13 protein-coding genes and 1 rRNA gene are annotated in these 14,585 nt (G+C 41.0%); 5 read left to right on the forward strand and 9 right to left on the reverse strand.

All coding sequences use genetic code 11. From position 1 onward, the window contains the following. Positions 1–110 precede the first annotated feature (110 nt). Positions 111–1,040 (forward strand): porin, encoded by a 930-nt coding sequence (locus tag A7968_RS17840; RefSeq protein WP_064667915.1) that lies wholly within the window; start codon positions 111–113, stop codon positions 1,038–1,040. A 47-nt stretch (positions 1,041–1,087) separates the two neighbouring features. Here A7968_RS17840 and recG read toward each other — a convergent pair whose 3' ends face one another. From recG to asnC, 3 genes are read right to left on the reverse strand one after another with little or no spacing between them, the layout of a single operon-like run. After that, the gene (gene recG / locus A7968_RS17845; protein ID WP_064667916.1) at positions 1,088–3,169 is read right to left on the reverse strand and encodes an ATP-dependent DNA helicase RecG; all 2,082 of its coding nucleotides are present in this window, start codon (positions 3,167–3,169) and stop codon (positions 1,088–1,090) included. 60 nt (positions 3,170–3,229) lie between these two features. Then, positions 3,230–3,916: a tRNA (guanosine(18)-2'-O)-methyltransferase TrmH gene (trmH, locus tag A7968_RS17850; protein ID WP_064667917.1), complete on the reverse strand. Its 687-nt coding sequence runs from the start codon at positions 3,914–3,916 to the stop codon at positions 3,230–3,232. A 54-nt stretch (positions 3,917–3,970) separates the two neighbouring features. After that, positions 3,971–4,429: a transcriptional regulator AsnC gene (asnC, locus tag A7968_RS17855; protein ID WP_064667918.1), complete on the reverse strand. Its 459-nt coding sequence runs from the start codon at positions 4,427–4,429 to the stop codon at positions 3,971–3,973. A gap of 198 nt (positions 4,430–4,627) precedes the next feature. On the opposite strand from asnC, the gene asnA reads away from it, so the two are divergent. Further along, positions 4,628–5,623: an aspartate--ammonia ligase gene (gene asnA / locus A7968_RS17860; RefSeq protein ID WP_064667919.1), complete on the forward strand. Its 996-nt coding sequence runs from the start codon at positions 4,628–4,630 to the stop codon at positions 5,621–5,623. 253 nt (positions 5,624–5,876) lie between these two features. On the opposite strand, the gene A7968_RS17865 is transcribed toward asnA, so the two are convergent. The 6 genes from A7968_RS17865 to A7968_RS17890 all read right to left on the reverse strand — a co-directional run bounded on the left by A7968_RS17865 (position 5,877) and on the right by A7968_RS17890 (position 12,294). Beyond that, positions 5,877–7,481: a flagellar assembly protein A gene (locus A7968_RS17865; protein WP_064667920.1), complete on the reverse strand. Its 1,605-nt coding sequence runs from the start codon at positions 7,479–7,481 to the stop codon at positions 5,877–5,879. A 187-nt stretch (positions 7,482–7,668) separates the two neighbouring features. Further along, entirely contained in the window at positions 7,669–8,061 is a 393-nt protein-coding gene (locus tag A7968_RS17870) for a RidA family protein (RefSeq protein ID WP_064667921.1), read from the reverse strand. 12 nt (positions 8,062–8,073) lie between these two features. Beyond that, positions 8,074–10,179 carry a bifunctional GTP diphosphokinase/guanosine-3',5'-bis pyrophosphate 3'-pyrophosphohydrolase gene (spoT, locus tag A7968_RS17875; protein ID WP_064667922.1) on the reverse strand — a complete coding sequence of 702 codons (2,106 nt, stop codon included), beginning with the start codon at positions 10,177–10,179 and terminating at the stop codon, positions 8,074–8,076. A gap of 128 nt (positions 10,180–10,307) precedes the next feature. Further along, the gene (gene rpoZ, locus A7968_RS17880) at positions 10,308–10,583 is read right to left on the reverse strand and encodes a DNA-directed RNA polymerase subunit omega (protein WP_064667923.1); all 276 of its coding nucleotides are present in this window, start codon (positions 10,581–10,583) and stop codon (positions 10,308–10,310) included. A 117-nt stretch (positions 10,584–10,700) separates the two neighbouring features. After that, entirely contained in the window at positions 10,701–11,321 is a 621-nt protein-coding gene (gmk, locus tag A7968_RS17885) for a guanylate kinase (RefSeq protein ID WP_064667924.1), read from the reverse strand. A gap of 112 nt (positions 11,322–11,433) precedes the next feature. Then, positions 11,434–12,294: a YicC/YloC family endoribonuclease gene (locus tag A7968_RS17890; protein WP_064667925.1), complete on the reverse strand. Its 861-nt coding sequence runs from the start codon at positions 12,292–12,294 to the stop codon at positions 11,434–11,436. A 178-nt stretch (positions 12,295–12,472) separates the two neighbouring features. On the opposite strand from A7968_RS17890, the gene rph reads away from it, so the two are divergent. The 3 genes from rph to A7968_RS17905 form a co-directional block, all read left to right on the forward strand. After that, positions 12,473–13,186 carry a ribonuclease PH gene (rph, locus tag A7968_RS17895; protein ID WP_064667926.1) on the forward strand — a complete coding sequence of 238 codons (714 nt, stop codon included), beginning with the start codon at positions 12,473–12,475 and terminating at the stop codon, positions 13,184–13,186. Between the two features lie 22 nt (positions 13,187–13,208). After that, positions 13,209–13,853 carry an orotate phosphoribosyltransferase gene (gene pyrE / locus A7968_RS17900; protein ID WP_064667927.1) on the forward strand — a complete coding sequence of 215 codons (645 nt, stop codon included), beginning with the start codon at positions 13,209–13,211 and terminating at the stop codon, positions 13,851–13,853. Positions 13,854–14,468: 615 nt separating this feature from the next. Next, positions 14,469–14,585, forward strand: a 16S ribosomal RNA gene (locus A7968_RS17905); the annotation flags it as partial.

The raw sequence follows: 14,585 nt of genomic DNA on the forward strand, positions 1-14,585 counted from the left end.
TTATGAATTATATAAGTCATAAATGTTTCTTTTGTAATATTTCTGTCATTTAGTGGTGGCAAAATGCAGCCGTATTAAAACTAGTCTGTTGCGTTTATTGAGGAAAAAATATGAAATTTGCAAAATCGAGCCTGTTACTTGCGGCTATTAGTGGTGTGTCTTTTTCTGCATTTGCTGATGTTGAGGTATATGGTAAAGCAAATATCACAGCACAGTCTTCTGATGAAGGGGAAGGTTCGTTCACTGAATTAAAAAGTAATGAATCACGCTTCGGCATTAAAGGTGGCGAAAAAATTAATGACGGATTAGAAGTTATTTATCAATTTGAGTTTAAAGTTGATGTGTCTGATGCGGACTCTAAAGGTGATGAAGATAACATTACCGCACGTAATCAGTTTATTGGCCTAAAAGGCAGCTACGGCATGTTAACTGCGGGCCGTGATTACTCAGCGCTACGTAAGTCACAGGGTAAAATTGACCAATTCAATGACCTTGAGGGTGATTTGAAAAATGTTTTCCGTGGCGAAGTACGTACTGGAAATGCATTACATTACACCTCTAATTCAATTAATGGTTTTAACGCTTACGCAACCTATGTAGTGGAAGATAATGTTGAAGGTGATAACTCATACTCAGCGGCACTGACTTACGGTGATAGCAGACTAAAAGAAAGTAAATTTTATGCTGCAATTGCGGGTGATTACGAAATGGAAGGCCATGATATCATTCGTGCAAGCGTTGCGACTAAAGTGGCGGGTATCAAGCTTGGTGCAATGTACCAAACTCAAGAACGCTTGATTGATAAAGTAGATGCGGATGGCTTTTTAGTCTCAGCGGCTTATGACATTAATCAATTTACCCTAAAAGCACAGTATCAGACTCTTGACAGTGATGACGGTTTAGATAAATCGGGTTACAGCATTGGTGCAGACTATCACTTGAATAAGAATACGCGCTTATTCACATTCTACACAGACTATGATTATGCATTAAAAAACGATGCCAGCTATTTAGCATTAGGTCTTGAATATAAATTCTAATGTAAGCAATCATTAAGTGACTAGCCCTGTAGACTTACGGGGCTTTTTTATGCCTGAGCATAAGCTGATTTACCAGCGAGCCAGCGGTTAATCAGCTTATCCACTTGTTCAGGGTGTTGCGTAAGCATTTGCAAGGCAATCGGTCTAACCTGATTTAAGGTGTGCTTATCTCGAGTTAAATCGGCGATTTTAAATTCTGCTAAACCGGTTTGCTTGGTGCCAAGTACTTCGCCAGGCCCACGAATTTCTAAGTCTCGCTCTGCGATAACAAAACCATCATTACTATCTCTTAGCACTGCTAGGCGTTTTTGGGCGGTGGTTGATAGTGGTGCATGATACAGCAATACGCAATGTGATGCTGTCGCTCCTCGGCCTACGCGGCCACGTAATTGATGTAACTGAGCAAGGCCTAAGCGTTCAGGATTCTCAATAATAATTAAGCTGGCATTTGGCACATCAACCCCGACTTCAATAACCGTGGTCGCAACTAATACATGAATATTTCCTGCTTTAAAGTCACTCATTATGGCTTGCTTTTCAGTCGCTTTCATTCGGCCATGTACTAAGCCCACTTTTAGCTCCGGCAAAGCTTGTGTTAATTGCAGGGCACTGTCTTCAGCTGCTTGGCATTGTAGTACTTCTGATTCATCAATTAATGTACACACCCAATAAACTTGGCGACCTTGTTCGATACAGGCCGTTTTTACCCGAGCAATAATTTCATCGCGGCGAATATCTGGCAATGCAACCGTGGTAATGGGTGTTCGCCCCGGTGGTAACTCGTCGATAATCGATGTTTCTAAATCGGCATAAGCGGTCATTGCCAAGGTACGTGGTATTGGCGTGGCTGTCATCACTAATTGGTGTGGGTAGCAATCATTAAAGCGGCCTTTTTCTCGCAGTGATAAGCGCTGGTGAACGCCAAAACGGTGTTGCTCATCGATGATGACCAATACTAAGTTGTTAAACACCACTTGCTCTTGAAATAATGCATGGGTGCCAACAATCATTTGCGCTTCACCAGAGGCTATTTTCTCAAGTGTAGCACTGCGTTCTTTGCCTTTGGTTTTGCCGCCTAGCCAAGCTGTAGTGATACCTAAAGCCTGAAACCAATTTTCGAAGGTAATGCCGTGCTGCTCAGATAAAATCTCTGTGGGGGCCATTAACGCGACTTGATAGCCTTGTGCGATAGCCGTTAGGGCACTCAAAGCGGCAACTAATGTTTTACCTGAGCCGACATCCCCCTGAACTAAGCGCATCATCGGATAGGGGTGTTGTAAATCAGCTTTAATTTCGGCAACCACTTTACTTTGCGCATTGGTGGGAGCAAAAGGCAGTTGTGCTAAAAACTTACTTTCTAATTGATTAATAGGGTTGAGCGCTACAGCTTTTACTTGTTGCCCTTGTTGGCGTAATTTTAATAGGCTGAGGTTTTGCGCTAGCAATTCTTCAAATACCAGCCGTTGCTGCGCCGGGTGCAGGCCTTGCTCAAGGGCTGTTAAATCGACGTCATTGGCTGGGCGATGCAATAATAAGAGCGCGTCTGTTAAGTTAATATTGCCATGTTGAAACTGCTTAGGTAACAGCTCTTCAACGTGATATTTATTCAGTAATTCAATTGCTTGATCACTTAAAGCCCGAATAGAGAGTTGCTTTAAGCCTTCAGTTGTTGGATAAACTGGGGTTAGTGTAGTTGCGGTTGGTTGTTCACTCGGTGTGTCGCTAAGGCTGTATTCTGGGTGAGTCATTTCAAAGCCCACTCTGCCACGGCGTATTTCACCAAAACAGCGAATCACCTTACCAGTACTCATGGCATTTTTTTGTGCTGCACTGAAGTTAAAAAACCGCAATGTTAGCCTGCCAGTACCATCGTTTACCTGACACACCAGCATACGCCGCTTACCAAAAGTGATCTGACTGGTTTCTATGCTTGCTTCAATCGTAACATGGCTATGCACCGCTAAATCACAGATATTATAAACTCGGGTGCGATCTTCATAACGCAGCGGTAAATGAAAGAGCATATCTTGTACTGTGCTGATCCCCAGCTTTTTAAGGCGCTCAGCCATTTTTGGACCAACGCCTTTGAGATCAGTGATTGGATAGCGGCTTAAAGCTGGCTTTGACAAAATAGGCTCAAATCATTAATTTTTAGATGGTTTTTAGTTTACGTGTGAACGCTTTAGTCATCAAGCATGTTTTAACCGCTGCCAAAATGCTTCATCCGCAATGATCTCACCATTGTCATCAAGTATTGGGTAAGGCAATGATTTTTCTTTACACTTTTGCGCAATGATCGGGTGGCAGCCTTCAAACAGCATCTTATGCTTTATTGTTTCGTCAAGCATAGTTCGTTGGTATAAACCTGCTTTAAGGCGCTGGTTTTGTGCTTCAAATAAAATTAATGCCGCTGCTACAGACACATTAAGTGACTGCGCCATGCCTTGCATCGGAATAATGATATTTTTATCCGCGTGGGCGAGTGCTTGCGCTGAGATGCCGGTTTTTTCTTGGCCGACAATAATCGCTGTAGGTAGCGTGTAATCAATCTCGCGATAGTCAACAGCATCAGGACTTAAGTTAGTGGCAAGCACTTGTACTTTAGGATTGTGCTGACGCATCATTGCCACCGCACTATCAATATCTTTATGTAGATGCGTGGCTATCCAGTTCTTACTGCCGCCGGAGGTGTTATTGGTTAGCCACTTTTGATTTTCTGGCCATACCGCATGCACATGATGGCAACCCACTGCATCTGCACTACGGACAATAGCAGACAAGTTATGGTGTTTATGCACATCTTCTAAGCACACGGTTAAATCGGTTTGACGGCGATCGAGTATGTGTTTTATGCGATGGTAGCGAGTGGTTTCCATTTTTAGCCTTGTCTGAACTGATAAAATTGCCGGTATTATACGGGAAATAGCCCCTTAAGGCATTACTGAGCGGCTAATAGGGTTTTGCAGTGATATTAGCGTTTCGGTTGATTGTATTGCTTCAATTGCTTGAATTTTATTGATCAGCACATCTTGTAAATGATCAATTGAACGCGTCATTACCTTAATAAAAATACTGTAGTTACCGGTTGTGTAATAAGCCTCTACAACTTCTTCAAGCTCCTTCAAATGCAATAATGTTTGTGGGTAGTCACGGGCATTATTAAGGTTTATGCCAATAAAACAGCACACGTCATAGCCAAGTTGCTTAGCATTAATGCTTACTTGGGTACCGGTGATGATCCCTGCTTGTTTCATTTTCTCAACGCGAACATGAATAGTGCCTGCACTAACAGCGAAACGTTTGGCTAATTCTGCATAGGCAATACGGGCATTATCCATTAAAGCGTGAAGGATCTGTTTATCGAGATTATCGATTTGATAATTTTCCATATAAATAAAGCGTCATAATTATTGAATCTTTGTTTTTTATACCATTAAATTGATTTAATTAATATATTAAAGCTCTTTTTGTTGTTGGTTATTGAATTAAATTGCTAAATGGTTGAGGATTGCTTTAACGACATGGTTGCTGCAGCGCAATCATGCACTTTTAGCAAGTAACAATAACTGGGAATGAGGCCAATTATTATGAGTTCACAATTTATGCAGCAACAGCAGCAAATTAGCAAAGTGAAACAGTATTTTTCACAGCAATTAGAGCAACAATTAGGGTTAATTGAAGTGCAAGCCCCAATTTTAGCTAAAGTAGGTGATGGTATTCAAGATAACCTAAGTGGCACTGAAAATGCGGTTGCGGTAAATGTTAAAACCATTCCAGGTAGCCAATTTGAAGTGGTTCACTCACTGGCGAAATGGAAGCGTAAAACTTTGGCAGATCACGGTTTTGCAATTGGCGAAGGTTTATATACGCATATGAAAGCATTGCGCCCAGATGAAGAGTCATTAAGCCCGATACACTCTGTGTATGTTGATCAGTGGGATTGGGAAAAAGTAATTTGTGCCAGTACAGAACGATCTTTAGACAAGTTAAAAGAAACAGTACGCGCTTTGTATAAAAGCTTAAAAGCAACTGAGCAGTTTGTTGCTGATGAATTTGCTATCAGCCCTTTTTTACCTGCTGAAATTACCTTTGTGCACAGTGAGCAATTACGTCAAATGTATCCGGATTTTACCGCTAAGCAGCGCGAAAAAGCCATTACTCAAGAATATGGTGCGGTGTTTCTAATTGGTATTGGTGGCGCATTGGCAGATGGTAAAATTCATGATGTACGCGCGCCAGATTATGACGATTGGTCAACCCAAACCTGTGAGCAGTACAGTGGTTTAAATGGCGATATTTTACTATGGAACCCTGTGCTTGAAGACGCATTTGAAATCTCTTCAATGGGGATCCGGGTATCGCCAGATGCATTAGTTGCTCAGCTTGCGATCACAGGTGACCAAGGGCGTTTAGAATTTGATTGGCATAAGCAATTACTTGCTAAAGAGTTACCGCAAACGATCGGCGGTGGCATTGGTCAGTCACGATTAGCTATGTTGTTATTGCAAAAGTCGCACATCGGTCAAGTGCAAGTTGGTGTGTGGCCAGCGGATTTAAAACAAACTATCGCGGGTATTTTGTAAGTAGCGCTAAGTTACTAACCTCAACTCTGGATAATAAATCTATCTCCAGCGGCTACTTTTAACGCTAACTACGTTGAATTTACTTGCAATAGGCCAGCTATTGACGCGTAAATTCGCCTTGTTATCACTAAAAGTCTCCGGCTGGAGACTGAGAAATAAATTTGTTATTTAATATCAATACAGTAAGTACATCTCTTAACCAGAGTTCAGGTTAACAAGAGACTAACCAAGGTTAGTCTCTTGCTGCTGGTGATCAACTGGTTTTAAATTCAATCTCTATTTTGCCTTCTTGTAGTTTTACATTACAAGGAGGGTAGCTACGATTGGTTTTTAATACTTTATCAAAAATATGGATCTCAACCCCAGAGTGCAGAGTTTTATTGACGGCTAAATTAGCATTATTGAGCAACCCATATAAATGTTGTTCCAGATTTGATAAGCGCTTTTCTAATTGCTCAGCTTGCTGACAATAATGAGTTTGAGTCGCGCCTATTTTTGCTAACAGTAGCTTTTTCTTTTCTGCATCTTTGAGTAAATCAGCTTTTTCGATAGTGGCTTGCAACGTATCAAGTTGGCTATCAGTTTTAGCGAGCTCTTTTAAGCATTCATCAGTTTCAGCGGTTATCGCTTGCCCTGATGCTGCCATGTTGATAAGCATTTTTGCACCAGACTCATTGCCAATTTCACCAGCTATGATCATCCCTGCATCAAGAATTTCACCGCCAAATAATTTACCTTGCGGATTATCTGTTTGGCCAATTTGTAATAACTGTGTGGCTTTCATTGCACAGTGGCTTGCTTGGCGTTCAATAAAAATATTATTGCCAGCTAGGTAACTATATTGTGCGTGAGAAAGGTGAATATTACCGTTACTAATAATTTTACATGAAAGCGTTTTATCATCTTGCTGGTGGCCAATTGCACCTTGTTTAATGGTAATATCGCCTTGGGCTGTTAATTCACCGGATTCAACGGTGCCCATAACGGTGATATCACCTTTGGCGGTAACCTTCATGCCTGGCTCAATGTTATGAGTAACAATCACGCTACCATCAAAATTAATATGGCCACTTTTAACCGTTACATCGGCAATAGTAAAAATATCATCAACGCGCATACCATTTTGAATTTCTACTGGCACGCCTGCAATGGTTGAGATTAACTCTAGTGGATTCGTTTTAGATATTTCACTGCCTTCGCCTGCGACTAACGGGCTGCTTTCACCTGCTTTAGCTGGCAGAACATCACCTTTGACAGTAAAACCTTCTTTACCTGGGGTTGCAGGCTGTTGTCTAACTAATATTGTACCTGGTTCAACACTGGCTAACTTGCCAAAATCACGCATATCAACAGTGCCGTCTTCACGCAGTTTTGGGGTTTTTAACCGTTCTTTTAAGGTTTGTACTTGAGGGAGTAATTTTGATGATTTTCCGTCTTCTGGCAAGCGACCTTTCGCGAGTATGCCTTTAGCCGTTGTGCCTGCTGGTAATTCAAATTGCTGTTGTAAAAGCTGTTCTAAAAAAGCCTGCTTATAGCCTCTGGCAACGCCTGCTTTGATCAGCTGTTGTTTAGCTTGTGCAAGCGCTAAAGCTTTACCACCTTGTGCAGTTGTAAGCTCACCAGTGGCTAACATTTTATCGTCACTAATAGTTACTGTCAGGGTGGCATCATGTTTACTTGCTACAACTAAACTACGTTCACTATTGGGTTCTTTAAAAAAAGCGTTTATGGCGTCATGATCTATCCGACATTCACAGAATGTCGACTTTTCTAGTGCTTCAATAATAAAAGCGGCACTGGGTGGTGAATGTTCTATAACATCGAGTAATACATTACCGTTATGAGCAAGCTTAAACACGGACTATCCTTTTACAACATTTAAGTTAAAGGTTTTTATAATTATATAATGATAGAGTGCTAGAGATTTGAATAGGTGTCAAGAAAATCGAAGGTGAGACTAGAATAGGTTAGTTTAGCTAATTCTTTATTCTTAGATGTGTTGCTATACCCAAATCACCATAAGATGTGACTTGGGTATAATGAAGTTAATTTGTTGAAGGCAATTCCATAATGCCATCAATTTCAACTTGCACGTTTTTTGGAAGTGCACGAACACCAATTGCTGCACGGGCAGGGTAAGGAGCTTTAAAATATTGGCTCATTACTTCATTTACAGTGGCAAAATTAGATAAGTCAGTTAAATAAATATTAACTTTTACTAAATCTTGAATGCTACCACCGGCTTCTTGACAAACCGCACTGATATTCTTAAATACTTGATGTGTTTGCTCTGCGAAGTCTTCAGAGATCACTGCCATCGTTGCCGGTACTAAAGGGATTTGACCAGATAAATAAACGGCTGTACCAACTTTAACTGCTTGACTGTAAGTACCGATTGCAGCAGGTGCTTGATCGGTAGAAATAAATGCTTTATTCATGATTTTCCTATGTTATTTTTTACGATAGACTTTTTGTACATCAGGCATAACGCGAATGCGGCGCATGATATTAGCAACATGGACACGGTTTTTCACGGTGATCCCTAAATCTATCACGTATAAATTACTTTCTTTTTCATCAGTGGCAATTTCCACGATGTTTGCCTGGGTTGTTGCCACTACATTGGTTAGTTTTGCTAAGGCACCTTGGTGATTGATAATCTCCACTCGCAGTGCAGCAATATATTCTTTTTCTGGGTTATCGTCCCACTTAACCACTAAATATTTAGAGCGCTCAGTTTCCCAGCCGCGAATATTTTTACATTCTTGGCGGTGCACGGTGATGCCTTTACCTTGGCTGATATGTGCAGTGATTGCATCTCCAGGCACGGGTCTACAACATTTAGAGTAATTAACTAACATGCCTTCAGTGCCTATAATGGTCGCTTTAGCATTTTTAGTCATATCGCCTAAATCATCATTGTCATTTTGTAACAGGCGGCGTGCAATCAGCATACTCATTAAATTACCGCAGCCAATTTCAACTAATAACTCTAATACAGTATTAAGCTCATGCTCTTCAAGTACTCGGTTAATATTTTCGCTCGGTAAGTCATCAAACTTAGTTTCACCTAATGCTGAATCGAGTAATCTGCGACCAAGTAATAAGGCCTCTTCATGATGCTGACTTTTCAGATAGTTACGGATGCCTAAACGGGCTTTACCTGTAACAATAAAGTTAAGCCAAGTAGCATTTGGGTGCGCACCAGAGCTTGTTATAACTTCAACGGTTTGCCCTGTATCGAGTGCTTTACTGAGTGGGTGAGGCTTGCGATTAACGCGTGCACCTACACAGGTATTCCCCACATCAGTATGAACTGCATAAGCAAAATCAACAGCGGTTGCGCCCATAGGTAACTCGACTATGCGACCATCAGGAGTGAACACGTAGATTTCTTCAGGGAACAGTTCGGTTTTAACGTTTTCAACAAATTCAAACGATGAGCCCGCACTTTGTTGCAGCTCAAGTAGACTTTGCATCCATTGGCGAGCACGCTGCTGCGCAGTGTGACCTGCGCTATCACCGGCTTTTTTATACATCCAATGTGCAGCTACCCCTTTGTCTGCCATATGATCCATATCGTGAGTACGAATTTGGATTTCCACCGGAATACCGTGTGGGCCAACCAACGAGGTATGTAACGATTGATAGCCATTGGTTTTTGGCACGGCGATATAATCTTTAAAGCGTGTTTCAATTGGCTTATATAAGTTATGGGCAACGCCTAACACGCGATAACAGGTGTCCATTGACTCAACGGCAATTCTAAAGGCGTATATATCCATCACTTCATTGAACAGCAGTTCTTTATTTAGCATTTTTTTGTAAATGCTATATAAGTGTTTTTCGCGTCCTGAAACGGTTGCTTTAATACCCGCTTCTTCAAGTCGCGCCGCTATTTCTGTTTGGATATTTGAAATGACTTCTTTACGATTACCGCGAGCTTTAGCGACTTCTGACTTTAAAGCACGATGACGCATAGGGTAAAGAGCCTGAAAGCCCAAATCCTCTAGTTCATTCTTGATATCATGAATACCTAAACGATTTGCAATGGGTGCATAAATCTCTAGTGTTTCACGTGCTATGCGGCGGCGTTTATCAGGGCGTAATGCACCAAGCGTGCGCATATTATGTGTACGATCGGCTAACTTGATCAAAATAACTCGAATATCTTGAGTCATTGCCATGATCATTTTGCGATAGTTTTCAGCTTGGAATTCTTTTTTATCTTTAAAGCTGAGTTTATCGAGCTTGCTAACGCCTTCAACTAACTCGGCAACGGTATCGCCAAATATTTCGGCTAAATCTTGTTGACTAAAGTCAGTGTCTTCGATCACGTCATGCATTAATGCAGCCATTAATGTTTCATGATCTAAATGCATGCCAGCCAAAATTTGGCTTACTTCAACAGGGTGAGTAATGTAAGGTTCGCCGCTTGAGCGAGTTTGACCTTCATGGGCCTCTCGGGCTACCACGTACGCTTTTTGTACCAGCTCTACATCAGCAGCAGGTAAGTATTCTGAGATTTTCTTTTTTAGACCTTCAAAAAGATACATTCACACTCCAATGTTCTCGTGAAGCAAATAGATAACGGTATGTTAAGAATATACGATGAAAAGAAGGGATTGCCAACGGCTAGCGTAGAAATACTACCCCGTTGGCTAAATCAGACAAGGAAGTCAGATTATTGGTTGCCGCCTACAATTGCTGCAACCGCAGCCATTTCAGCTGCTTCTTGATGTTGTTGTTCCTCACGATCAATCAGATCCATCGATGAGCTATCAACTAAACCAAGTTCAATTTCACGTAAAGCAACAACTGTTGGTTTATCGTTTTCAGGGTCTACTAATGGTTTTTTACCACCAACAGCGATTTGGCGGGCACGACGAGCCGCAACTAAAATTAAGTCAAAACGATTACCAATTGCATCTACTGCATCTTCAACAGTTACGCGAGCCATCTTCAGCACTCCAAATAAATTTTTAAGCAAAGACGTAGTTTACTGTACACAGTCAGATTCGCCAATAGCTTGTGGTTAATTTAAACAAATAAAATACGCGCTTAATAAAAATAACGATTATTTAAGCAGATCAGTCAGCAACTCTTGATGACGAATGACTTGGCTTTGTAGCGATAATCGCTTGGCGAGCACAATAGTCTCGATTTCCTTGAGTGCAGTAGCAAAATCATCGTTAACCACTACATAATCATACTCGTTGAAATGTGACGTTTCCGATTGTGCTTGCGCCATTCTACCCGCGATGACTTCTTGCGAATCTTGACCACGATTATTTAAACGTGATTCAAGTTCAGCTTTTGAAGGTGGCAAAATAAAAATTGTCTCAACATCAGCGACCAAGTCACGAACTTGGCGCGCACCTTGCCAATCAATATCTAAAAATACATCAATACCGGCTGCAAGTTGCTGCTCAATTGCTTGTTTTGAGGTGCCGTAGTAGTTGTCAAAAACTTGCGCCCACTCAAAGAAATCATCTTTATCAATGAGGGCTTTAAACTCATCAACCGATACAAAATGATAATGCACCGCGTTTTCTTCACCTGGACGAGGTGCGCGAGTAGTGTGTGAAACAGATACTTTCATATCACTGTGCTTTGCTAATAAAGCATTAATTAGGCTTGATTTACCTGCACCAGATGGCGCTGATAATATAAATAAGTTTCCGCGAGTTTGCGTCATTAATTTGTTCTCTACTAAAAATAAATAGGCTTGAGTTACGAGTAACTCAAGCCTTTAATATTCATATTGTACTTTATTTAAGTGATTTTGCTCAAGTTGAGCGAGTTAGTGATTACTCAATATTCTGGATCTGCTCACGCATTTGCTCTATTAATACTTTTAGCTCAACCGCTGCATTGGTGATATCACTATTGATTGATTTAGAGGCGAGGGTGTTGGCTTCGCGGTTAAACTCTTGCATCATAAAATCTAAACGACGACCACATGCGCCACCTTTTTTAAGGATTTTTTTAGTTTCTTTGACATGTGATTTTAAACGATCAAGTTCTTCTGCTACGTCTTGCTTTTGTGCAAGGTAGATTAGTTCTTGCTCTAGGCGAGATTCGTCAATATCAGTTTTTAAATCTTCTAATTTTTGGTTGAGCTTTTCGCGCTGCCATTTTGCTATTTCTGGCATGTGAGTTTCCACAACGGCTACTTGTTCTAAAATAGCATCAAGGCGAGTGGCGATCATTTCTTCAAGGTTTGCACCTTCATCACCACGTGCTGATTTGAAATCTTCAATTACTTGATCAAAACCTGCAATAAGTGCTGTGTTTACGCTATCCATGTCAAGCTCTTCGGCTTCCATAACACCAGGCCAACGCAGGATATCAACAGGGTTTATGTCACCATTGCTTTGCTGTTGTACCCACTTGGCACTATTAATGAGCTGTGCTGCTAATGCTTCATTAATAGAAAGCTCACCAACATGTGCAGGATTAGCAACAAACTTTAAAAATACTTCGACCTTGCCGCGCTGCAAATGTTTACGCAGACGTTCACGAATTACCGGCTCCATGCCACGAAATTGCTCAGGTGCGCGAATAAAGGTTTCAAGGTAACGTTGGTTAACTGAACGAACTTCCCACGTGCCAGTGCCCCAATCGCCTTTAATTTCGCGACGCGCGTAGGCAGTCATACTGTGGATCATGGATGGTTTCCTAGTTTTATTTAAACAATTTTAACGTGATTATACCGTAACACCGTCTAAGCTCTAGCGGAAATTTTTGTTGATGAGAATTTTACAATTGGCTTTTGTTTAAATCAGCATGGCATCTGAGTACACATCGACTTATAATACGTAAAATTATGAATTAAGGGGATCGTTAATGCGTCCAAGCGAAAGAACACCTAACCAAATTAGACCGGTTACATTTACCCGTAACTACACTTTGCATGCCGAAGGCTCTGTGTTGGTAGAGTTTGGTAACACTAAAGTACTTTGTACAGCAACTGTTGAATCAGGTGTACCGCGTTTTATGAAAGGCCAAGGTAAAGGATGGATCACAGCTGAGTACGGTATGTTGCCGCGCTCAACCCATACTCGAAATGGTCGTGAAGCGGCGCGTGGAAAGCAAGGCGGTCGTACTATGGAAATTCAACGTTTAATTGCACGTGCTCTGCGTGCCGCAGTTGACTTAAAAGCGTTAGGTGAAAATACCATCACTATCGATTGCGATGTTATTCAAGCTGATGGCGGTACTCGTACTGCGTCTATTAGTGGTGCTTGTGTGGCATTAGTTGATGCGCTTACCCATATGCGTAGTAAGGGGATGATCAATTCAAACCCACTTAAATTTATGATCGCGGCAATTTCGGTTGGTATCTATAAAGGCCAAGCAATTACAGACTTAGAATATTTAGAAGATTCTGACGCTGAAACTGATATGAATGTGATTCTAACTGAAACCGGTAAAATCATAGAGATTCAAGGTACCGCAGAGGGGGAACCATTCTCGTTTGATGAGCTTGATGAGTTACTAACTCTTGCTAAGCATTCAATCCGTGAAATCATTGACGTTCAAAAACAAGCGTTAGCTTAATAAAGAATAGGTTTATATAGTAATGAAAGATTATCAAATCGAGTTTATTGAATTTGCGCTTGAAAAGCAGGTGCTAAAGTTTGGTGAGTTTACCTTAAAATCTGGCCGTACTAGCCCTTACTTCTTTAATGCTGGCTTGTTTAATACTGGTCGTGATCTTGCACGTCTTGGTCGTTTTTATGCTGCAGCCCTAGAAGATGCGGCGATTGACTACGATGTTTTATTTGGTCCAGCTTATAAAGGCATTCCAATTGCAACAACCACTGCAGTTGCACTTGCTGATCATCACGATAAAGATGTGCCTTATTGCTTTAATCGTAAAGAGAAGAAAGCACACGGCGAAGGCGGCACATTAGTTGGTTCTGAGCTGAAAGGTAAAATCATGTTAGTTGATGACGTGATCACAGCGGGTACTGCTATTCGTGAATCAATGGAAATCATTGCGCAAAATGGCGCTGATTTAAGTGGTGTCTTAATAGCACTTGATCGTCAGGAGAAAGGTAAAGCTGAGCTTTCTGCGATTCAAGAAGTAGAACGTGACTTTGGTACTAAAGTTGTTTCAATAGTAAAACTAGCAGATCTTATTAGCTACCTTGAAACGAAAGGCACTATGAATGAGCACTTAGCTTCTGTAAAAGCCTATCGTGAGCAATATGGTATAGCTTAATCTAAGTATACTTAAAGCTTTCCAACAAAAGCCCGATGATTTTCATCGGGCTTTTGCGTTTTATAACCGCATAAAGTTATTTTGAAGTTAAAAAAGTATCTCTTTTGTAGAGTTTGGTTTGATTTTTGAACGAACAGTGTTTTATTTAAAGTTTTCTTCAAAAAAGGGTTGATCTGTTTTTGGATCTCCCTATAATGCGACCCCACTGAGACGGCAGAGCGCAACGCATAGCGCGGCACTAGCTACTTAGTAAGTCGAGTAAAACTTGAGTTTAGATTTTTTAGAAAGTTTAAATTTAAGTGTTGACAAAAAAATAGGAAAGCGTAGTATGCGCAGCCCTAGCGACGTAAAGCAAAGCGCTTTAATCGCAACGTTCTTTAACAATATAAAGCAATCATCTGTGTGGGCACTCGTACAGATTGAGTTCTAACAGCAGATTCTAGTTCGCTAGATGACGCAAACAAATTTAGAGTCTCAATTGAACTGAGTGACCAACAGCAATAACTTACTTAGGTTTTACTTAAGAAAAGAATTGCAGCACAGTCAATTCAATATCGAAAGATATTAAATAATTCAGAATTCATTGAGCATGTCCTTAGGGACAGAAAAAACTTTTAATTGAAGAGTTTGATCATGGCTCAGATTGAACGCTGGCGGCAGGCCTAACACATGCAAGTCGAGCGGTAACAGAGAGTAGCTTGCTACTTTGCTGACGAGCGGCGGACGGGTGAG

The organism is Pseudoalteromonas prydzensis (assembly GCF_001661495.1).
GTDB classification, from domain to species: Bacteria; Pseudomonadota; Gammaproteobacteria; order Enterobacterales; family Alteromonadaceae; genus Pseudoalteromonas; species Pseudoalteromonas prydzensis.